This window comes from Salegentibacter echinorum, from assembly GCF_900129445.1.
GTDB lineage: Bacteria > Bacteroidota > Bacteroidia > Flavobacteriales > Flavobacteriaceae > Salegentibacter > Salegentibacter echinorum.
This window is the reverse complement of sequence record NZ_FQVT01000010.1, coordinates 54141-74069: the sequence shown is the minus strand read 5'-3', so window position 1 is coordinate 74069 and position 19929 is coordinate 54141. Positions and strand designations below refer to the sequence as shown.

General features: G+C 37.8%; 19 protein-coding genes. 10 read left to right on the top strand and 9 right to left on the bottom strand.

Annotation, left to right across the window (positions count from 1 at the left end; genetic code table 11):
• Nucleotides 1–73 precede the first annotated feature (73 nt).
• Nucleotides 74–865 carry an NAD(+) synthase gene (gene nadE / locus BUA71_RS13280; RefSeq protein WP_072880589.1) on the bottom strand — a complete coding sequence of 264 codons (792 nt, stop codon included), beginning with the start codon at nt 863–865 and terminating at the stop codon, nt 74–76.
• A 106-nt stretch (nt 866–971) separates the two neighbouring features.
• Between nadE and gldB the strand changes: the two genes are divergently transcribed.
• The 3 genes from gldB (at nt 972) to BUA71_RS13265 (ending at nt 2718) form a co-directional block, all read left to right on the top strand.
• Entirely contained in the window at nt 972–1931 is a 960-nt protein-coding gene (gene gldB / locus BUA71_RS13275; protein WP_072880587.1) for a gliding motility lipoprotein GldB, read from the top strand.
• Nucleotides 1931–2266, top strand: a complete 336-nt coding sequence (gene gldC, locus BUA71_RS13270) for a gliding motility protein GldC (protein ID WP_072880585.1) — start codon at nt 1931–1933, stop codon at nt 2264–2266. Before gldB ends, gldC begins: the two co-directional genes overlap by 1 nt.
• Before the next feature lie 92 nt (nt 2267–2358).
• Nucleotides 2359–2718, top strand: coding sequence for a GTPase (locus BUA71_RS13265; RefSeq protein ID WP_072880583.1), 360 nt, complete (start codon nt 2359–2361; stop codon nt 2716–2718).
• Between the two features lie 128 nt (nt 2719–2846).
• On the opposite strand, the gene lnt is transcribed toward BUA71_RS13265, so the two are convergent.
• Nucleotides 2847–4439 (bottom strand): apolipoprotein N-acyltransferase, encoded by a 1593-nt coding sequence (lnt, locus tag BUA71_RS13260; protein WP_072880626.1) that lies wholly within the window; start codon nt 4437–4439, stop codon nt 2847–2849.
• A gap of 269 nt (nt 4440–4708) precedes the next feature.
• Between lnt and BUA71_RS13255 the strand changes: the two genes are divergently transcribed.
• Nucleotides 4709–5467 carry a CDP-alcohol phosphatidyltransferase family protein gene (locus BUA71_RS13255; RefSeq protein ID WP_072880581.1) on the top strand — a complete coding sequence of 253 codons (759 nt, stop codon included), beginning with the start codon at nt 4709–4711 and terminating at the stop codon, nt 5465–5467.
• Between the two features lie 60 nt (nt 5468–5527).
• On the opposite strand, the gene lptB is transcribed toward BUA71_RS13255, so the two are convergent.
• The 4 genes from lptB to BUA71_RS13235 all read right to left on the bottom strand — a co-directional run bounded on the left by lptB (nt 5528) and on the right by BUA71_RS13235 (nt 8581).
• Nucleotides 5528–6268 (bottom strand): LPS export ABC transporter ATP-binding protein, encoded by a 741-nt coding sequence (gene lptB, locus BUA71_RS13250; protein ID WP_072880579.1) that lies wholly within the window; start codon nt 6266–6268, stop codon nt 5528–5530.
• Between the two features lie 134 nt (nt 6269–6402).
• Complete coding sequence (locus BUA71_RS13245) at nt 6403–6780, bottom strand: carboxymuconolactone decarboxylase family protein (RefSeq protein WP_072880577.1); 378 nt, start codon at nt 6778–6780, stop codon at nt 6403–6405.
• A gap of 8 nt (nt 6781–6788) precedes the next feature.
• Nucleotides 6789–7616, bottom strand: coding sequence for a twin-arginine translocase subunit TatC (gene tatC, locus BUA71_RS13240; RefSeq protein ID WP_072880575.1), 828 nt, complete (start codon nt 7614–7616; stop codon nt 6789–6791).
• Nucleotides 7616–8581: a KpsF/GutQ family sugar-phosphate isomerase gene (locus tag BUA71_RS13235; protein WP_072880573.1), complete on the bottom strand. Its 966-nt coding sequence runs from the start codon at nt 8579–8581 to the stop codon at nt 7616–7618. The genes tatC and BUA71_RS13235 overlap by 1 nt, the downstream gene beginning before the upstream one ends.
• Nucleotides 8582–8665: 84 nt before the next feature.
• Here BUA71_RS13235 and recQ point away from each other — a divergent pair, with 84 nt between their 5' ends.
• Nucleotides 8666–10864, top strand: coding sequence for a DNA helicase RecQ (recQ, locus tag BUA71_RS13230; protein ID WP_072880571.1), 2199 nt, complete (start codon nt 8666–8668; stop codon nt 10862–10864).
• 155 nt (nt 10865–11019) lie between these two features.
• Here the strand turns inward: recQ and BUA71_RS13225 are convergent, their stop codons facing one another.
• Both BUA71_RS13225 and BUA71_RS13220 read right to left on the bottom strand, forming a co-directional pair.
• Nucleotides 11020–11799 carry a hypothetical protein gene (locus BUA71_RS13225; RefSeq protein ID WP_072880569.1) on the bottom strand — a complete coding sequence of 260 codons (780 nt, stop codon included), beginning with the start codon at nt 11797–11799 and terminating at the stop codon, nt 11020–11022.
• Between the two features lie 114 nt (nt 11800–11913).
• Nucleotides 11914–12648, bottom strand: coding sequence for a class I SAM-dependent methyltransferase (locus BUA71_RS13220; protein ID WP_072880567.1), 735 nt, complete (start codon nt 12646–12648; stop codon nt 11914–11916).
• 35 nt (nt 12649–12683) lie between these two features.
• Between BUA71_RS13220 and BUA71_RS13215 the strand changes: the two genes are divergently transcribed.
• Nucleotides 12684–13178 carry a YkgJ family cysteine cluster protein gene (locus BUA71_RS13215; RefSeq protein WP_072880565.1) on the top strand — a complete coding sequence of 165 codons (495 nt, stop codon included), beginning with the start codon at nt 12684–12686 and terminating at the stop codon, nt 13176–13178.
• Nucleotides 13179–13267: 89 nt separating this feature from the next.
• Here BUA71_RS13215 and BUA71_RS13210 read toward each other — a convergent pair whose 3' ends face one another.
• The gene (locus tag BUA71_RS13210) at nt 13268–14500 is read right to left on the bottom strand and encodes an exo-beta-N-acetylmuramidase NamZ family protein (RefSeq protein WP_072880563.1); all 1233 of its coding nucleotides are present in this window, start codon (nt 14498–14500) and stop codon (nt 13268–13270) included.
• Nucleotides 14501–14509: 9 nt separating this feature from the next.
• On the opposite strand from BUA71_RS13210, the gene BUA71_RS13205 reads away from it, so the two are divergent.
• From BUA71_RS13205 to BUA71_RS13190, 4 genes are all read left to right on the top strand, one after another.
• Nucleotides 14510–15742: an ABC transporter permease gene (locus BUA71_RS13205; protein ID WP_072880561.1), complete on the top strand. Its 1233-nt coding sequence runs from the start codon at nt 14510–14512 to the stop codon at nt 15740–15742.
• A gap of 223 nt (nt 15743–15965) precedes the next feature.
• Complete coding sequence (locus BUA71_RS13200; RefSeq protein ID WP_072880559.1) at nt 15966–16946, top strand: PLP-dependent cysteine synthase family protein; 981 nt, start codon at nt 15966–15968, stop codon at nt 16944–16946.
• 120 nt (nt 16947–17066) lie between these two features.
• The gene (locus tag BUA71_RS13195) at nt 17067–19178 is read left to right on the top strand and encodes an amino acid carrier protein (protein ID WP_072880557.1); all 2112 of its coding nucleotides are present in this window, start codon (nt 17067–17069) and stop codon (nt 19176–19178) included.
• A 38-nt stretch (nt 19179–19216) separates the two neighbouring features.
• Nucleotides 19217–19912, top strand: a complete 696-nt coding sequence (locus BUA71_RS13190) for an SGNH/GDSL hydrolase family protein (protein ID WP_072880555.1) — start codon at nt 19217–19219, stop codon at nt 19910–19912.
• Nucleotides 19913–19929: the final 17 nt, after the last annotated feature.

The window sequence follows — 19929 nt, the reverse complement described above, 5'->3', positions numbered from 1 at the left end:
TTTATTTGCTTACTACAATTTAACATATTTTGAGCGTAATTCGTAATTTATTTTATTTTTTTCGATAAAACGATTACTTCTTTAGTTTAATGGGAATTTCACAGATTGGGATTGGCTTCATTTTGTGCAAATTGGCGCTATGCCTGGACTTGTAAATTTGAAATACCTCTTTTTGGCGTCCCTCAAATTCTGATAGCGTCTTGCCATTTTCGGCTTGGTTCATCGCCCATTCCAACTCAACATAACTCGCTCCCAGTTGTGCTTCGTCACTTCGGCTATCGCCATAAAGTCCGTCTGTAGGTGCAGCCGATATAATTCCAGTATTTATTTGCAGGAATTCGGCTATTTCATACACTTCGGTTTTCATAAGATCGGCAATTGGACTCAAATCAACACCGCCATCTCCATATTTCGTATAAAAGCCTACGCCAAAATCTTCTATTTTATTTCCCGTCCCGGCAACCAGGTAATTGTGCAATCCCGCAAAATAATAAAGCGTGGACATCCTAAAACGTGCCCGGGTGTTGGCTAAACTAAGTGATAAATGATCAGAATTTGATGTTTTGGGAACTGCCGTTTTAAAACTTTCAAAAACAGGAGTGAGATCTACCTGCAAATTGCTCACATTCGCAAAGTGATGCTGTAGCCAGCTTATATGGTCTTGTGCAAGGTTTACCTGTGACTGGTGTTGGTGAATGGGCATCTCCAAACAAAGTGTGCGCAAACCTGTTTTTGCGCAAAGCGCCGATGTTACTGCCGAGTCTATTCCGCCGCTAATGCCAATTACAAACCCACCCATTTGTGCATTGGTAGCATAATTTTTTAACCAATTAACTATATGGTTTACTACTTTTTCAGTCTGCATAATTTTGGGTGTTTAAGTTTGTAAATAATACCTTTGCAGGCAAAACTACTATTAAAACCTAATTATTAAAAGAGCAGGGCGTTAAAAGCCTTCACAAAACGTATATATGTACAAAAGAATTTTTCTAATGTTGGCGGTCTGTACATTATGGTCCTGCAATGAAGAGGCGAAAATTGAGAAGGAAATTGCAGCAATTCCCATGGACTTTCAATTGGTTCGATTCGATAAAAAATTCGCAGCAGCTACACCACAAAACCTTGCAAAATTACAGGAAGAATACCCGTTTATGTTTCCGGCACAGTTTCCAGATAGTCTTTGGGTGAAGAAACTAAACGATACTATCCAGCAGGAGTTAGAGACCGAAGTGCAAAAAGCCTTCCCGACCTTTGAGAATGAGAAAACCGGCTTAAAAAAACTTTTTCAGCATATAAAATATTATTTCCCAGCGTTTGAAGCACCACGTGTGATTACTGTGACTTCTGAAGTTGATTATAAAAATAAAGTAATTTTAAGCGAAGATTATCTCTTTCTTTCTTTAGACACTTACCTTGGGAAAGAGCACCGGTTTTATATAGGAATTCAGGAGTTTTTAAAGAAGAATTTCAGAAAAGAACAATTATTGCCCGATGTGGCAAATGCTTATGCTGAAAAATATACCCCCAGAGCGCAATCCAGGACTTTTTTATCGCGAATGATTTACTTCGGAAAATTGTTATTTTTAAAAGATAAATTTATTCCCGAAGTTGATGACCGGGAAAAGATTGGTTATACCAAAGATGAGCTGGATTGGGTTAAGAATAACGAAGCCCAAATTTGGCGGTATTTTGTAGAAAATGAAACCTTATTTGACACTGATAATAAACTTAATTCACGATTTTTATATCCGGGACCATTCTCTAAGTTTAGGTTGGAACTGGATGCCGAATCTCCGGCCAGGGTGGGGCAGTATATTGGTTGGCAAATAGTGAGAAAATATATGGAAGAGCGTGAAATTTCCTTGCAGCAATTGCTAAAAACCGACGCCGAAACAATTTTTAATAATGCTAATTATAAACCAAAAAAGTAATGGCTAAATTCAAGAAATCTGATATCAATATAGAAGTATTAACCGACGAAAATAAGGTGCCCGAAGAAATTACCTGGAGTGCAGAAGATGGAAATGTCTATAAGGAAGATGCCAAGGCGTTAATGCTTTCGGTTTGGGACAGCAAGGCGCAGGAAACTTTGCGCATAGATCTTTGGACTAAAGATATGCCGGTGGATGAGATGAAGAAGTTTTTTCATCAAACCCTGGTTTCCATGAGTAACACTTTTCACCGTGCTACCCAAGACGAAAAAATGACGGCAACAATGAAAGATTTTTGCGATTATTTTGCCGAAAAATTGGAGATTACCCGCTAAGCGAATTTTAAAATATTTCAGGGCCTGGGGTTTGAGTAACCTTATATTCCACGGCCCTGAATATTTTATTAACAAGCTAAATAAAATTAAACTTGGAAAAGCTCATTTTTGTTTACAATGCTTTCTCTGGAACGCATAATTCAGTTTTAGATTCGCTTCACAAGATCGTGAATCCCAAAACTTATGCGTGTAATTTATGTAAAGTTACTCACGGTGTTTTCGCTGAAAACTCTAAATGGAAAAAGTTTAGAAAAGAATCTAATTTACCTATGGAGTTTTTACATATAGACGAATTTGAGAAGCAATATGCTTCAAAATTTGGCTATAAATTCACTTTTCCTATAGTCTTATGCGATTATGAAGGTGATTTGGGAGTCTGTGTTACAACACAAGAGTTGGATAATTTATCAAATGTAGAAAGTCTAATGGAGTTAATTAAAGAAAGGGTTTAAGTTTTTTGGTTAAACCAATGTTGAGTTTAACAGTGTGGCAATTTGGTCTTTGTGCGCTTTTTATTGTTTAGCGAATATTAAATTCACGAATTATTACATTATCCAATTACCACATCACCACACTAACGCTAACCTGTTCTATTCCGCTTGTATTTTACTATGGCAAAAAGGAAAACAAACAGGGCCAGGAATTGTGCAATTCGCGCTAAATAATCCCCAAATTCTGTATAAAAAGTTTCTTCGGAATTTTGATGAATAGTAGCTTTTATACTGCCACGTTGTTCATAACCTAAACTTTTAGTGATTGCTCCTTTCTGATTAATAAATGCGGAAATTCCTGTGTTGGCACTCCGTACTACATCTTTTCTGGTTTCAATGGCGCGAAGTTTGGCATAGCTTAGATGTTGCTTATGGCCTTGTGAATTCCCCCACCAGGCGTCATTGGTAATTATACCAAGAAAATTGGCGCCATTTTTAACATAACCGGTTACATATTCCCCATAAACCGATTCATAACAAATAATGGGAGCAACTTCACTCTCATCTTTCAAGTTAAATGCCTCCCGTTTTTCTTGTGTGGTTTTCATCGCAACGGTTCCGCCCAGGTCTATCATTATATCACCCAAAAGTGGTTTTAAAACTTCCTGATATGGGAAATTTTCCACGCCAACTACTAGTTTTGATTTATGATAAATTTGTGGCTCTTTTTCGGCTTTCATTAAGAATGCCGAATTGTAATCATTGTACCAATCCATAGGGCCTAACTTGTTCGTTTGGGGACGAACTCGATTGGGGTCACTAAAGCGATCATAGAAAGAAATTCCGCTTAAAAAGCTCGCATTTGGATACTTTAAATTAAGCTGCCTGGAGAAAAAAGCCGCTTCAGATTGCTGAAATTTTGGGAGCACGGTACCATCGGCAAAAACGGTTTCAGGGGCGACAATTAACTGGGTACTGCCAGTAACCTTTTCTTCGCTTAACTGTAGTAATAGTTCACCAATCCTGGTATCATTGGTATTGTACTTTTCGGTATAAGGATTAATATTTGGCTGGAGGATAACGGCTTCCAGGGCAGGTCCCTGCTCTTCTAACTGACTCAAAATAATATATGAAACTCCAATAGGAATTAAGATGAGTAAGGAAGTCTTGAAAATTCCGCGGTAAATAAAAGCTTTGTCCTTAAATTCTCTGTACAGTAAAACGGCTTTAAAAACAGCGATGTTCACCAACCACACCCATAGGGTGCCACCAAAGGTACCGGTGTATTCATACCATTGCACCCAATTTTGAAATTCTGAAAATGCATTGCCAAGGTTTAGCCAGGGCCAGGAAAATTCCCAGGAAAGATGCAGTTTTTCAAATACCATCCAAACACTAATAAGAAAGGCCGAAGCTGCGCTAAAGCCGGTTCTTTTGGCTACAATATGATAAAGCATAAAAACCAGCGCCATCAACAGCGAGTTCACTAAAATGGCGAAAGCCCCGCCAAAAGCGGTGGAAAAATAAAGCCAATAGGTAGTGATGAGGTTCCATAGAAGAAAACTTAGGTAGGCCAGTCCAAAAATCTTCCATTTTATATGTTTTTTGCCGTAATTTCTTATTTTAAATTCTGCATATAATAAGGGAACAAATGCGAAAAACAACATTAACGGGAAGCCGTATGTTGGCCAGGCAAAAGCTAGTAGAAGTCCGGTGATTATGGCGTATAGGAAGTTTTTCATAAGAAACTGATTCTTGTCAAAAATAGTAAACAAAAGATGTTTTTGCACGCCAAGTAAGATTTAAATGTAACTATACTTAGCTAATTTAAACGTTCATCTTATCATAAAATTTCACACTTAAAAGCCAAACAAATTTTTAGTTTAGTATTTTTACGCGAGAAGCAAAATTAGCTTTAAGGAACTGGGTTGAGTCTTAGTAAGGCTAAAAAACCTGGTAGTTGCATCTTTCTTTATTAATTTTTGATGCTATTTGAAATACAAATAAATTTATGACAATAAAAAGACATATTCCGAACTTAATAACCCTTCTTAACTTATTATGTGGTACAATAGCAACAATTTTTGCCATACAGGGTAATCTTATTATGGCAGCGGTTTTTGTAGCCGGTGGCATCTTTTTTGATTTTTTTGACGGTTTGGCAGCAAGAAGCTTAAAAGTTTCTAGCGAAGTTGGGTTACAACTGGATTCCCTGGCAGATGTGGTGACGAGTGGGGTAGTGCCGGGAATTGTAATGTATCAATTACTGGAAAATGCGCTACCGGGTAATGCTGCCGTTACAAAAACGGGGTGGGAGGTGAGCTCTGGCTGGTGGGAATGGAATTTTAATACGCTGGCATTAATTGGTTTGCTCATTACCTTAGCATCGGCTTATCGTTTGGCAAAATTTAATGTAGATGAGCGGCAAACCGATTCTTTTATTGGTGTACCCACGCCGGCAAATGCTTTGCTGGTGTTGAGCTTTCCCCTTATTTTAACTTATCAGCCAAATAGTTTTATAACCGGTTTAATTTTAAATGAATGGTTTTTAATAGTACTCACTTTAGTTAGCTGCTATTTGTTGAATGCAGAAATTAAGCTTTTTGCTCTTAAATTTTCTAATTGGTCAATAGGGGACAATAAGTTAAGGTACTTTTTTCTGTTGTTGTGTCTTGTTTTTGTACTGGTATTTCAGTTTGTAGCGATACCTTTAATTATTGTAAGCTATGTAATTTTGTCTTTTTTATTTCCGAAGAAAGAAGAGGCCTAATGAAGTGAGCTAGATGTGGGATGTTACTTTAACACCTGGAAGTCGTGCGGATTAGGTTTGCTAATCAAAAATCTTTTTCTTTCTAAGTTCGAAGTTTTGTCCCAGGTAAACTTTTCTTACCATTTCATCTTCGGCAAGTTCCTCTGGCTGGCCGTGTTTTAGAATACTTCCTTCAAACATAAGGTAAGTCCTATCTGTAATAGCGAGGGTTTCCTGCACATTGTGGTCTGTAATAAGAATGCCAATATCCTTATTTTTTAGTTGTGCCACAATACGTTGGATGTCTTCTACCGCCACAGGATCTACCCCTGCAAAAGGCTCGTCGAGTAGAATGAATTTTGGATCTGTTGCGAGGGCACGGGCAATTTCAGTACGTCTTCTTTCCCCACCGCTTAAAAGATCGCCACGGTTTTTACGAATATGGCTCAACCCGAATTCCTCAATAAGAGTCTCCATTTTTTCGTGACGTTCTTTTTTTGAGAGATCGGTAAGTTCTAAAACACTCATTATATTATCTTCAATACTCAATTTTCTAAATACTGAAGCTTCCTGTGCTAAATAGCCAATTCCGTTTTGCGCCCGCTTATACATAGGGAATTTGGTGATATTTGTCTTGTCTAAAAATATCTTGCCCGAATTGGGTTTTATAAGACCAACAATCATATAAAAAGAAGTGGTCTTACCGGCACCATTTGGACCCAATAATCCAACGATCTCTCCTTGATTTACCTCTATGGAAATTCCCTTTACTACCTCTTTTCCTTTGTAAGCTTTTACTAAATTTTCGGCGCGTAATTTCATTTAATGATATTTTAAATAACTAAGCTACATATTTTGTGCCGTCAATTATATTAATCCTGGCAAAAGTTTTAATACGCCGTCCCCACATCTATGGGGCTGGATATTAATTTTTAGAAAGAATGATTAGTTTAGATTTATACCTCACGGGTTTGTTCCGGAGCTTTTGTCCTAGCGTTTTCTAGAGTATCCCAGTATTCGTGGGCGCGGCGTAGATGGGGAATCACAATGGTGCCACCAATTAAAGTGCCAATACTTAAGGTTTCCATCACCTGTTTTCTATCTACACCTTCTTTAAAGCTGGATTCCAAATGATATTTTACACAGTCGTCACAACGTAAAACCAATGAGGCTACCAAACCTAATAATTCTTTGGTTTTTTTATCTAAAGCACCTTCAGTAAAGGCATTAGTGTCTAAGTTAAATATTCTTTTAAGAACTTTGTTGTTCTCACCAAGAATCTTATCGTTCATTTGCTGACGGTAAGCATTAAATTCGTCAACTTGATTACTCATAGCAGTCTTTATTTTATTTTTTGTTTTTTGAGCTCTTGCCTATAGATCACTTTTGAAATAAATATACTTACTTCATAAAGTACCAATACCGGAACAGCTACTATAATTTGGCTTACAATATCTGGCGGAGTTATTACCGCAGAAAGAATAAGTACTATTACCAAAGCATACTTTCGGTATTTTTTTAGGAATTGAGGAGTTACCACTCCTACTTTTGTAAGAAAATAAATAACGATAGGTAGTTCGAATATTAAGCCGCTGGCAAGCACCGAAGATCTTACCAGGCCAATATAACTACTCAAATCAAAATCATTAAATACTGCTTCACTTACCTGGTATTTTCCGAGGAAATTTATAGATAATGGCGTTACTACATAATAACCAAAAACCACTCCCAGAAAGAAAAGTAAGGAAGTAATAAATATAAAACCTTTGGCATGTTTACGTTCATTGTCGTGCATTGCAGGAGATACAAATTGCCAAAATTGATAGATAACGTAAGGAAATGCAATAATAAAGCCTGCAGTAATAGAAGTCCACACGTGTGCAGAAAACTGTCCGCCCATTGTTCTACTTTGTATTCTAAAAGGCATTTCTTCAAAGCAAAACCCACCGTCTATTCCTACAAATTTAGAGATGCGACAAAGAATGTCATAAGAGAAAAAACTACCTCTACTGGGACCAAAAAGTAAAACGTCGAAGATAAAACTTTTAAGGGCAAATGCGATACAGCCGGCAATTACTACAGCTAAAACTGCACGTATTAAGTGCCATCTTAAATCTTCCAAATGGTCCAAAAAGGACATCTCTGGTTCAGGGGAGCCAATTTGCTTCATTATAAAATTCCTTCTCTAATTAGGTTGTGAATATGTACGACCCCGGCATACTTATGGTTTTTTACTGCCAGTAATTGGGAGATTTCATTTGTTTCTAGCATTTCTAAAGCATCAACGGCCAGAGCATCCTCATCAATTGTTTTTGGTGCTTTACTCATTATGTCCCGGGCAGTTAGGTTTTTAAATTCGGTATTGTTCTTTAACATCCTCCTTATATCCCCATCGGTAATAATCCCAATTATTTTATCGTCTTCAATTACCGCACATACGCCTAACATTTTTTCTGAAATTTCTATAATCGCATCGGTCACCGAGGTTTCGGGGGAAACCTCTGGCTTCATATTTTGTTTGGAAATATCGCTTACCCTCAGGTATAGTTTTTTACCCAGGGAACCGCCGGGATGATATTTGGCAAAATCTTTTCGGGAAAAACCTTTTAATCTTAATAAACAGATAGCCATAGCATCACCTATTACCATTTGCGCGGTAGTACTTGTTGTAGGGGCAAGGTTATTGGGACAGGCTTCCATTTCTACAAAAGAATTCAAAACATAGTTTGATTCTCTGCCCAGAAAAGAATCCCTGTCTGCCGTGATGCCAATTAATAGGTTTTTAAAATCTTTAATATAAGGTACCAATACTTTAATTTCTGGGCTATTGCCACTTTTAGAAATACAAATAACCAGGTCGTCTTGTTGAATAGTCCCCAAATCGCCGTGAATTGCATCTGCAGCATGCATAAAAATAGCCGGGGTGCCGGTAGAATTTAGCGTGGCTACAATTTTGGTAGCGATAATAGCACTTTTGCCAATACCGGTAACAATAACCCTACCTTTGGTTTGGTATATTTTTTCTACAGCTTCTGCGAACTCATTGTCAATAAAATTTTCTAAATTGGCAATGGCTTTGGCTTCAATGGAAATGGTTTCTTTTGCAGTTTTAAGAATTTTTTCCTGTAGTTTCAAATTTTGATAAAATTAAAGATTGTGAGTTTAAAGAAATATGTATCTTTAATAATGCAAATGTATGTAAAATTGTAACACAATTGAATGAGTTTGACGGAAATTGATTTACACCAACAGTTAAAGAAGTATTTTGGGTTTAGTCAGTTCAAAGGCCTTCAGGAACAGGTTATTACCAGTATTGTAAATAGGAATAATACCTTTGTGGTAATGCCTACAGGGGGAGGGAAATCCCTTTGTTACCAGCTTCCCGCATTAATAGAAGATGGAACGGCAATCGTGGTTTCACCGCTAATTGCCCTTATGAAAAACCAGGTTGATGCCATTAGAAGTATTTCTGATGATCACGGGGTTGCCCATGTGCTCAATTCTTCGCTTAATAAGACAGAAGTAAAACAGGTAAAGTCCGATATTGAAAACGGAATAACCAAATTGCTTTACGTAGCGCCCGAATCCCTAACCAAAGAAGACCATGTAGATTTTCTAAAAAAGCAAACTATTTCTTTTTTGGCGATAGATGAGGCACATTGTATAAGTGAATGGGGGCATGATTTTAGACCGGAATACCGAAACCTGCGTCATATTATTAAAAGAATTGGTGACGATATTCCAATTATCGCTTTAACGGCAACTGCTACGCCAAAAGTACAGGAAGATATTCTAAAAAACCTGGGAATTCCTAATGCCAATACCTTTAAAGCCAGTTTTAACCGACCAAATCTATACTACGAAGTAAGACCCAAAACCAAAGATGTAAATGCCGATATTATTCGGTTTATTAAACAAAATAGTGGTAAATCTGGGATTATTTATTGCCTAAGTAGGAAGAAAGTAGAAGAATTGGCGCAAACCTTACAGGTAAACGGGATTAATGCTGTGCCTTACCACGCTGGTCTTGATGCCAAAACCCGCAGCAGGCACCAGGATGAATTCCTTATGGAAGATATTGACGTCGTGGTAGCGACAATTGCTTTTGGAATGGGAATAGATAAACCCGATGTTCGTTTTGTGATACATCACGACATTCCAAAAAGTATAGAAAGTTATTACCAGGAGACCGGTCGTGCCGGTCGAGATGGGGGAGAGGGACACTGTCTTGCATTCTACTCCTATAAAGATATCGAGAAGCTTGAGAAATTTATGAGTGGTAAACCTGTTGCTGAACAGGAAATAGGACACGCACTTCTGCAAGAGGTGGTAGCGTATGCTGAAACTTCGGTGTCTCGAAGAAAATTTATTTTACATTATTTTGGTGAAAGCTTCGACGAGAATACCGGTGAAGGGGCTGATATGGATGATAATGTTCAAAACCCTAAAAAGCAGACCGAAGCCGGCGATGAAGTGAAGCTATTACTGGAGACCGTTAAAGAAACCAATCAGCTTTATAAATCTAAAGAGGTTGTAAATACCTTAATTGGAAAATCTAACGCCATAATCTTATCTCATAAAACAGACCAGCATCGTCTTTTTGGTAAAGGTAAAGAAAGGGATAAAAAATATTGGATGGCGCTTATTCGTCAGGCTTTGGTAGCCGGATTCCTGAAAAAAGATATTGAAACCTACGGAGTGATAAAAATCACTAAACGCGGTGAGGAATTTTTGAAAAACCCCACTTCGTTTATGATGACCGAAGATCATATTTTTGATAGTTCTACAGAGTCGGTCACTACGCCAAATAAAGCAGCTGGCGGCGGAATCGATAAACAGCTGGTTAAAATGTTAAAAGATCTTCGAAAAAAAATAGCCGTAAAAAATGAAGTGCCTCCTTTTGTGGTGTTTCAGGATCCTTCTCTGGAAGATATGGCGATTAAATATCCTGTAAATATGGAAGAGCTTTCCAATATTTTTGGTGTTGGGGAAAGCAAGGCTAAAAAGTTTGGAAAAGAGTTTATAGCTCTTATACAGCAATATGTAGAGGAAAATGATATTACCAGGCCAGACGACCTGGTGGTAAAAAGTACCGGCGCTAATTCTTCCTTGAAATTATATATTATCCAGAATGTGGATAGGAAATTACCTTTAGATGATATTGCTTCAGCCAAAGGAATGGAAATGATAGATTTTATAAAAGAAATGGAAGCTATTGTTTACAGCGGAACGAAGTTGAATATTAACTACTGGTTGGATGATATTTTAGATGAAGACCAGCAGGAAGAAATTCACGAATATTTCCTGGAAGCTGAAACCGATAAGATAGATGCTGCCATGGAAGAATTTGACGGGGATTATGATGATGAGGAACTACGCCTGTACAGAATTAAGTTTATAAGCGACGTAGCAAATTAAATGCGGAGTTGGAAGTACGAGGTACGCAGTGGGAAGTTAGAAATGGAAGGTTGGAAATAATAATATATTGAATGAACTTTCACTCATCTGATACTTATAACCTCTAACTTCGTACTTCTAATTCCGTATCTCTAACCTGGTACTTCCAACTTTGTTTACCTTCCACCTGCGGCTTGTAGGTCCCTAATACAAAGTTCGTCGAGTTTTGGCACCCGGCCGCCTTCAATTTCATCAATAATACCGCTTCCAAATTCTATAGAGGCTTCCATAAGACAACCTTCAATATTACAGTGACCGGCGTTATCTTTATCCAGATGGTCAGATTGTGGCTCGGTACCAATATCTACCAGCCCAAATAAATGGCCGAATTCATGATTAAAAACTGCAGCTTCTATATCACTTTTTGAGGGTGCATTGGGGCGCTCGGCAAATTTTTCGATGGTTTCCCCAAATATTACCATAGACGTATTTCTAAATGCCGAACCTAAAGTAAACTCATTCTCTTTATCTTTTTCACTTCTGCCATCGGTTACATAGATATAGACGGCAATTTCATCACCCGCATTATAAACTGTACGGGTTTCATTTTCAATTTCTGCGATCTCCTCGATATCAAAAGGAGATTTTCCTGAGGAATTAACCGCTCTTAAGCTAATTGTTATTCCATCTGGTTTATAGGTGCGCGCTTCCAGGAATTTCTTGAAATTGGTAAGGGTTTTTTCGCTTGGCGCATAGCCATTTACATAGACAATTTCTATGTTCATGGAAGTGAATTTATTATCGCTTAACAATTCTGAAGCAGAATCCCCCAAGCCTTTTAAATTGGCCGATTTATTTATTCCCGGTTTTTTTACCTCTTCATTCTCATCGGGATCGGAGCAGGAAAAAAGAAAAATGGCAATAAATAAAAAGTAGAAAAATCTATAATTGATCATATTTGTAATGTTGGAATTAACAGTGAAGTGCTAAACGCATTTAAATCATCCCGGTATTTAATTTTGGTTGAAATATTGCAAAAACTACTCACTACAAATAGTAAAAATAGGAATTTATTGCTTTAGTCTTCGCAATTCTGCTAAATAATCATAGTGTTCGCCTTTTTTAATGCATTCACAGGAGAAATTATTGACTTCGGCGGCAAATTTCAGGGTTTGAAAATCTACATATAACCACTTAAAATAATCTGAGCTTTCTCCTTTATAACTCACTTTGAATTCCAGTTCACCATAATAAGGAGCTTCAGAATCTATCCAAATGCCACCATCTTCATCTCTTTCAAATAAATAGCTGAGATCTGAAGAATCTAAGATTACTTTTCCGCCGGGCGCCAGTAGTTCCTGAATTTTTCCGAAGAAATTATCTAGATTTTTGAGTTTACCAATAATGCCGCTACCATTCATCAATAATAGAATAGTATCGAACCTTTCATTGTTTAACTGAAAGAAATCTAAAACTCTCGCATCCTCTATTCCACGTTTTTTAGCAATTTTAATTGCACCTTGAGAGGTATCTATAGCGGTAGTTTTTAAATTTCTTTTTTGCTGAAGATATAAACTATGGCTTCCGGCGCCACAACCTACATCCAACACATTTCCTTTGGCGAGCTGCAGGGCTTTTTGTTCCAATGGAGGCATTTCAGTATAGCTCCTAAAGAGGTAAGGCACAGGAATCACATCATCGTCAAAATCTGGTGAATGTACCTGGATGTCGGTAGTGTCTTTGTGATAATAATAGTCGGAAATAGCTTTTCCGAAGATATCTTTTTTTGAAATATTAGTATTCATTTATTAAGCGAAGTTCTGTTTTATATCTTTGTCACATGGAAGAAATTCTCAAGAAGCTCCCCGAAAAGGCCAAAGATAAGCATAAGGAAAATAAAAAGTTCTTTGCAAAACTTAAAAAGAAACCACCAAAGGACCTCGATGTACAAATGAAGGAGATGCACGAAGAAGAATTCTCCAGAACAGAGTGTCTAAATTGCGCTAATTGCTGCAAAACTACCGGGCCGCTTTTTACGAACAAAGATATTGAGCGCATTTGTAAACATTTGAAATTAAAACCGCAACAGTTTATTGAAAAATACCTGAGAGTAGATGAAGACCGGGATTATGTGTTGCAGGAAGTACCCTGTACTTTTTTAGCTGCCGATAATTACTGTCTCATCTATGATGTAAGGCCAAAAGCCTGCAGGGAATTTCCTCACACCAATCGCAAAGACTTTCATAAAATCTCTAAGCTCACATTAAAAAACAGTGCTATTTGTCCTGCGGCTTATAATATTGTAGAAGAGATGAAAAGAAGAATCCCAAAGTAGGAGGTAAAAAGTTACGGGTTACGGGTTGTGAGTTGCAAGGTCAAATCCGCAACCCGCAACTGAGAACCGCTACAACCCGCAACCCGTGCTTAATAAATCAAATACTGCTCTCGTTTAGTTTGAAATTCCTCCAGGCCTTCCTGCCAGCTGGCTCTAATTTCTTCCGCAGATTTGCCTTCTTCTATTTGCCGTTGAAGTTGCTTTGTACCCGCAAGCTTAGTAAAAAATGCATTAAAAAACTCACCCTGCTTTTCGGTGTTATTATAAGCTTCTATAAGCCAGGTTAAATTAATTTTCGCTATGCGTTCATGCTCACTAAGATCTTTTCCGAAGCATTTTTTATTTAAGTGTTTGGGATTTTTAGCACCATCCATTGATTTTGGCGTGTATTGGTAGTCAAAATAATCTTCAGCTAAAAATGGAGAACCAAAAACCTGAAATTGCTTTTCTGTACCCCGGCCCGCATTCACGTTAGTACCTTCAAAAAAACATAAACTGGGATATAAATTAATAGCCTGGGCATTGGGAAGGTTAGGAGAAGGTTTTACCGGTAAATTATAGGTTTTATCATGATTGTAATTTTGCATAGCAATAACTTCCAAATCACACTGTACGCCGTTTTTTAACCACTTTTCAGCATTAATCATTTTGGCATATTCTCCCATGGTAAGTCCGTGTACGGTGGGAATGGGATGCATCCCTACAAAGCTCTTATATTCTGGCTCTAATATTGGTCCGTCTATATAGTTTCCGTTCGGGTTGGGCCTATCAAAAACAATCAACTGCACGTCATTTTCTGCACAAGCTTCCATCACATAATGTAAAGAGGAAATATAGGTGTAAAAGCGGGTGCCCACATCCTGAAGATCAAAGATCAAAACATCAAGATCTTTTAGGTGCGTTGCTTTTGGCTTTTTATTGCTTCCGTAGAGAGAAATAACCGATAGCCCGGTTTGGGCATCTTTGCCATCTTCTACCGTCTCGCCGGCATCTGCAGTACCTCTAAAACCGTGCTCTGGTGCAAAACCCTGCACTAAATTCACCTCTAAAGCCATTAAGGAATCTACCACGTGCGTAAACCCACCTTGCTTATTTTTCATAATAGAGGTTTGGTTCCCCATAATCCCCACTTTTTTATCTTTTAGTAAAGGCAGGTATTCTTCGGTGCGGTTTGCGCCAAGAATAATTTCTTTGGTTTGCGGGGCTTTGTCGCTTGCAAGATTGCTTTCTCTTCCAGCCTGGTCTTTCTTATTTTGGTTTCCGCAGGAAAGAACTCCTATAAAAGCGAATAAAAATGTACTTTTGAATAACTTTTTAAGCATCGTGATAATTTGAATTTCGAATTTTTTATAGTAAAACGCCTTATTGGCGGTAAAGACCATAAAAGTAGTATATCTGCCCCGATTATAAAAATAGCAATCACGGCTATTGCAATTGGCGTGGTGATGATGTTGGTGTCTTTTGCTACGGGGTTGGGATTAAAGGAAAAAATTAGAGAAAAGATTGCAGCTTTTAATGGTCACGTTAATATTTCAAATTACGACAATAACAGCTCACAGGTGAGTTTAACACCGGTAACGAAAGATCAGGATTTTTATCCTGAATTTAACTCGGTAGCGGGAGTGGAACACGTGCAGGCGGTGGCCACAAAATTTGGCATAATTCGCACAGCAACAGATTTTGAAGGGGTGGTCGTGAAAGGAGTAGGTAGCGATTATGACTGGAATTATTTTGAGGAATTTTTGGTAAAAGGAAATCTGCCCAATTTTAATGAAAAATTAAATGATGAGGTATTAATTTCTGCATATCTCGCTAATAGACTTCGGTTGAATGTTGGGGATAAAGTACCAACTTATTTTCTTAGGGAAAGTAGTGAGCGGCCCTTAACAAGAGGATTTGTGATTACTGGAATTTACGACTCTGGGTTTAGGGAATTTGACGAACTATATGTAATTGCCGATATAAGACATATTCAAAGATTAAACCGATGGGAACCTAATGAGGTAGGGAATTTTGAAGTTTTTTTAGAGGATTTTGAGGAAATAGATCAAAAAGGTCAGGAAATTTATGAGAACACAGGCTCTTTCTTAGACACGCAAACCATTACTCAAAAATATTATTCCATCTTTGAATGGCTGGCGCTTTTCGATTTTAATATTGCGCTAATTATAGGAATAATGATCCTGGTTGCGGGGATTAATATGATCACGGCACTATTAGTTTTAATCCTGGAGCGTACACAAATGATTGGAGTTCTAAAAGCGCTTGGTGGCAATGATTGGAGCATAAGAAAGATCTTTCTTTACAACGCCGGTTACCTTATTTTAAAAGGACTTTTTTGGGGGAATTTAATAGGTTTGGGGATTTTATTGGTGCAAAAATACTTTAAACTTGTGCCTCTGGACCCAGCGACCTATTATGTAACTGAAGTGCCGGTTTATATACATTGGGACTATATTTTTGCAGTGAATATAGGTACATTGATTTTGTGTATGCTTATGCTTATAATTCCATCTTTTATAATTGCCAAAATCTCTCCAGCAAAGGCTATAAAGTTTGAGTAAAGCTGAAAAATAAATAAACCGAGGATTTTAGAAATAGAATATTTCCTTTATTTTTTCTGAATAATTCTTAAAAAACAAACAATCAATTTAGTATAGGAATAGCTTGTTTTGCTGTTGTAGGTTGCCATTCTTAGCTTTTAAAATTCTAATCCTGGCGACTTTATTGCTATTCCTCTTGAAATAGTTTCAATTTTTTACCTTTGCAACTTGTTAAAAGAAAAATATGGATTATTCTGAAAATATATTAGGCACAATTGGGAACACTCCTTTGGTGAAAATGAACAAAATCACAAAGGAAATTGATGCCCTGGTGCTGGCTAAATATGAAACTTTTAATCCCGGGAATTCGGTAAAAGATCGTATGGCGGTAAAAATGGTAGAAGAAGCCGAGGAATCTGGAAAACTAAAACCAGGCGGAACCATCATAGAAGGAACTTCTGGAAATACGGGAATGGGCCTTGCCCTAGCAGCGATCGTAAAAGGATATAAAATGGTTTGTGTATTATCAGACAAGCAGAGTAAGGAAAAGATAGACATATTAAAAGCAGTAGGTTGCGAAGTGGTTGTTTGTCCTACAGATGTTGCACCAAACGATCCCAAATCATATTACTCTACTTCGAGAAGAATGGCAGAGGAAACGCCAAATTCCTGGTATGTGAATCAATATGACAATTTATCTAATACAAAAGCACATTATGAAAGTACGGGACCCGAGATTTGGAAACAAACTGACGGGAAAGTTACTCACTTTGTAGTTGGAGTAGGAACCGGGGGAACCATTTCTGGTGTTGGAAAATATTTAAAAGAACAAAACCCAAATATTAAAGTTTGGGGAATAGATACTTATGGTTCGGTTTTTAAAAAGTATCACGAAACAGGCGAATTTGATGAAAATGAAATCTATCCTTATATAACCGAAGGAATAGGAGAGGACATCCTACCTAAAAATGTAGATTTTAATGTAATTGATGGTTTCACAAAGGTAACCGATAAAGACGCTGCGATTTATACACGTAAATTAGCTGAAGAAGAAGGTTTCTTTTTAGGTAATTCTGCCGGGGCAGCTGCAAAAGGTTTACTACAATTAAAAGAACATTTTACCAAAGATGATGTGGTAGTGGTCTTATTTCACGATCACGGGAGTCGTTATGTGGGCAAAATTTTTAATGATGAATGGATGAAGGCTCAGGGTTTTTTAGACTAACTTCACCATAAGTTGCGATTGCAGTGCTTATCGCATCTTTGTATTCTTTGAAATAATATAATAATAACATAATTTTAAGCAATTTAGCAAAGCGAAATAGTAATAAAATAGAACATATTTATGAGGAATTTATGGCTTTTTACCAGTATATTTTTAATGCTAACAGCCATTACCAATGCGCAAGACGAAATAAAAGAAGATACGGGACTTCAAATTGAAGTAAAACTAAATAACCCATCTACCGAAATTAATGACGCCACCGCAGAAGTGGTTGCCCGGGGCGGCAAAAAGCCTTATAAATACAAATGGTCCAACCAATCTACAGCCCTTGATGCTGCAAAATCTACGGGTTTAATTGAAGGGATGGATCACAGCATTAGTGTTACCGATGCTAATGGTAACACTGTTTCAGAGACCTTCTCTATTCCCGCGAAATCTATCACCGAAATTTTTAATAGTAATGTACAGCCTGCCGTAGATTTTCTTGGAGGGATCTTATTCTGGGATCCCTTTGAGGCAATAGGTCTTTTTGATCCAGTGGTTTACACACCAAGTAAGCAAGTGCCAATTCCCAGATGGGATGCTACTACAAATGAAGCATACACGCTCAAAGAGTGGCTTAAGGAAAAAAACGCCCGGGTAAGCGAAGGCGATAAAATTGCCCTTGTTCAAAGCGATGGAGGAAAAGAGATAGAAGTAGTTTCACCGGCAGATGGTGAACTTAGCTATCTTGTAAAAGAAGGCCATGTGATTTTTGATCCCGAAAGCGGTAGTGACGTGATTGAGCAGGGTGCTCATATCCTGGCCGAAATTACTTATGACGAGCCACAACCTCTCTTACATCCTAATGGCGATATTAAAAAAAATAAAATTCCGTTTATCGTGATGTGGCTAATTGTGGGCAGTATATTCTTTACGCTTAGACTTGGTTTTGTAAACATTCGCGGATTTAGACACTCCATAGATCTCGCCAGGGGAAAATATGACGATCCCAATGCACCGGGTACTATTACCCACTTCCAGGCCATGGCCACTGCAGTTTCTGCAACGGTAGGTTTGGGGAATATTGCAGGTGTTGCTGTAGCGGTCTCATTAGGTGGCGCCGGAGCCACTTTTTGGATGTTTTTAGCAGGTTTCTTCGCAATGTCCCTAAAGTTTGTAGAATGTACCCTTGGAGTAAAATATCGATTTATAAATAGTGAAGGTCGAATTTTTGGTGGGCCTATGAATTATTTACGGTATGGCCTTGAAAAAAGAAAAATGAAAGGACTTGGTAAATTTTTAGCCGCTCTTTTTGCCGTTCTTGGGGTAGGAGCTTCCTTTGGAGGAGGAAATATGCTGCAATCCAATCAAGCGTTTAAAATTGTTTCAGAACAAGTACCTTTCTTACAGGGGTACGGATTTTGGTTTGGGGTGATTTTTGCCATTCTAGTAGGTGCCGTTATTATTGGAGGTATTAATAGTATTGCCCGCGTAACAGGAAAAGTAGTGCCTTTTATGGCCATAGTTTATGTGCTTGGTTGTGCGATTGTAATTGGTACAAACATCGAAAATATTGGCACTGCCTTTTCTGCAATTTTTAATGGTGCACTTTCAGCTGATGCATTAAAAGGCGGATTTATAGGCGTCTTGATTATTGGACTACAGAGGGCCGCCTTCTCCAGTGAAGCCGGAGTAGGATCGGCGGCTATTGCGCATAGTGCCTCCAAAACCAATAATCCTATTGCAGATGGATTTACCTCGCTGGTAGAGCCGTTTATCGATACTATGGTGGTGTGTACCATGACTGCTTTAGTACTTATTTTTACCGGCATGCATGAAGTTGACGGCCTGGGAGGAGTAGAACTTACTTCCGATGCTTTTGGTAGTGTGATTTCCTGGTTCCCTTCTGTACTGGCATTTGCAGTATTTTTGTTTGCCTTTTCTACCATGGTGTCCTGGTCCTACTATGGGATGAGGTCCTGGACTTATTTATTTGGAAAAAGTAAAAAGTCTGAGCTTGTTTATAAAGTAATGTTCCTGGTTTTTGTGGTATTAGGTGCTTCTGTAAGCCTTGGTGCTGTATTGAGCTTCTCAGATATGATGATTCTCGCAATGTCCTTTCCAAATATTATAGGACTGTATATCATGTCTTCAGAAGTAAGGGAAGATATGGCGATCTATTGGGACAGGCTTAAAACTGGAGGCTTGTATATCAACCCAAAATTTAAAAAAGCTAAAGCTGATGCTTAAGGTTAAAAGTGTTATTTTAGAAAAATAAAATATAAACGATGCGTAAAATTTTATTTTCTTTATTAATGCTGGTTTTAAGCTTATCTGGCTGTAAAACTTTTAATGAAACCATTGTTAAAAACGATTATGAATATTCGTTTTTGGCCCTGGGTGATTCATATACTATTGGAGAAAGTGTAGATAAATCTCAGCGTTGGCCGGTGCAACTAGTCTCCCGTTTAAATGATAGAGGCTATAAAGTAGCGCCACCAAAAATTATTGCTAAAACAGGTTGGACCACCGGTGATTTGCTCTCGGCAATGCGGTCGCAACTTAATTATACGCGGGATTTCGATTTGGTTTCAATCTCTATTGGAGTAAACAATCAATACCAGGGGAAAAGTATAAAAGAATATGAAGAGGAGCTAAGAGAGATTTTTAAAATGGCTTTAAATTATGCCAAAAAAAGGGAGAAAGCAGTATTTGCTCTAAGTATTCCAGACTATGGGGTTACTCCGTTTGGAGCCGATAATGCCGAAACCATAAGAGAGGAAATTAATCAATACAATGCAGTTTTTAGAAAGGTTGCGAATGATTTTGATGTAGTTTTTTATAATATTACTCCTATCTCACGGGAAGCTGCTCGCGACTCAAATCTAATTGCCGAAGATAATCTGCACCCCAGCGGCTTGATGTACCAATATTGGGTAGATGAGATTATAGATGAAATCCCCCAAATGCTGCCAGAGAATTAAAAGTAGCTTAGTTAACT

Coding starts and splice junctions, on each gene's coding strand:
- nadE (WP_072880589.1), bottom strand. CDS start 865: ATGCAGACTGAAAAAGTAGTAAACCATATAGTTAATTGGTTAAAAAAT.
- gldB (WP_072880587.1), top strand. CDS start 972: ATGTACAAAAGAATTTTTCTAATGTTGGCGGTCTGTACATTATGGTCC.
- gldC (WP_072880585.1), top strand. CDS start 1,931: ATGGCTAAATTCAAGAAATCTGATATCAATATAGAAGTATTAACCGAC.
- lnt (WP_072880626.1), bottom strand. CDS start 4,439: ATGAAAAACTTCCTATACGCCATAATCACCGGACTTCTACTAGCTTTT.
- BUA71_RS13255 (WP_072880581.1), top strand. CDS start 4,709: ATGACAATAAAAAGACATATTCCGAACTTAATAACCCTTCTTAACTTA.
- lptB (WP_072880579.1), bottom strand. CDS start 6,268: ATGAAATTACGCGCCGAAAATTTAGTAAAAGCTTACAAAGGAAAAGAG.
- BUA71_RS13245 (WP_072880577.1), bottom strand. CDS start 6,780: ATGAGTAATCAAGTTGACGAATTTAATGCTTACCGTCAGCAAATGAAC.
- tatC (WP_072880575.1), bottom strand. CDS start 7,616: ATGAAGCAAATTGGCTCCCCTGAACCAGAGATGTCCTTTTTGGACCAT.
- recQ (WP_072880571.1), top strand. CDS start 8,666: ATGAGTTTGACGGAAATTGATTTACACCAACAGTTAAAGAAGTATTTT.
- BUA71_RS13225 (WP_072880569.1), bottom strand. CDS start 11,799: ATGATCAATTATAGATTTTTCTACTTTTTATTTATTGCCATTTTTCTT.
- BUA71_RS13220 (WP_072880567.1), bottom strand. CDS start 12,648: ATGAATACTAATATTTCAAAAAAAGATATCTTCGGAAAAGCTATTTCC.
- BUA71_RS13215 (WP_072880565.1), top strand. CDS start 12,684: ATGGAAGAAATTCTCAAGAAGCTCCCCGAAAAGGCCAAAGATAAGCAT.
- BUA71_RS13210 (WP_072880563.1), bottom strand. CDS start 14,500: ATGCTTAAAAAGTTATTCAAAAGTACATTTTTATTCGCTTTTATAGGA.
- BUA71_RS13200 (WP_072880559.1), top strand. CDS start 15,966: ATGGATTATTCTGAAAATATATTAGGCACAATTGGGAACACTCCTTTG.
- BUA71_RS13195 (WP_072880557.1), top strand. CDS start 17,067: ATGAGGAATTTATGGCTTTTTACCAGTATATTTTTAATGCTAACAGCC.
- BUA71_RS13190 (WP_072880555.1), top strand. CDS start 19,217: ATGCGTAAAATTTTATTTTCTTTATTAATGCTGGTTTTAAGCTTATCT.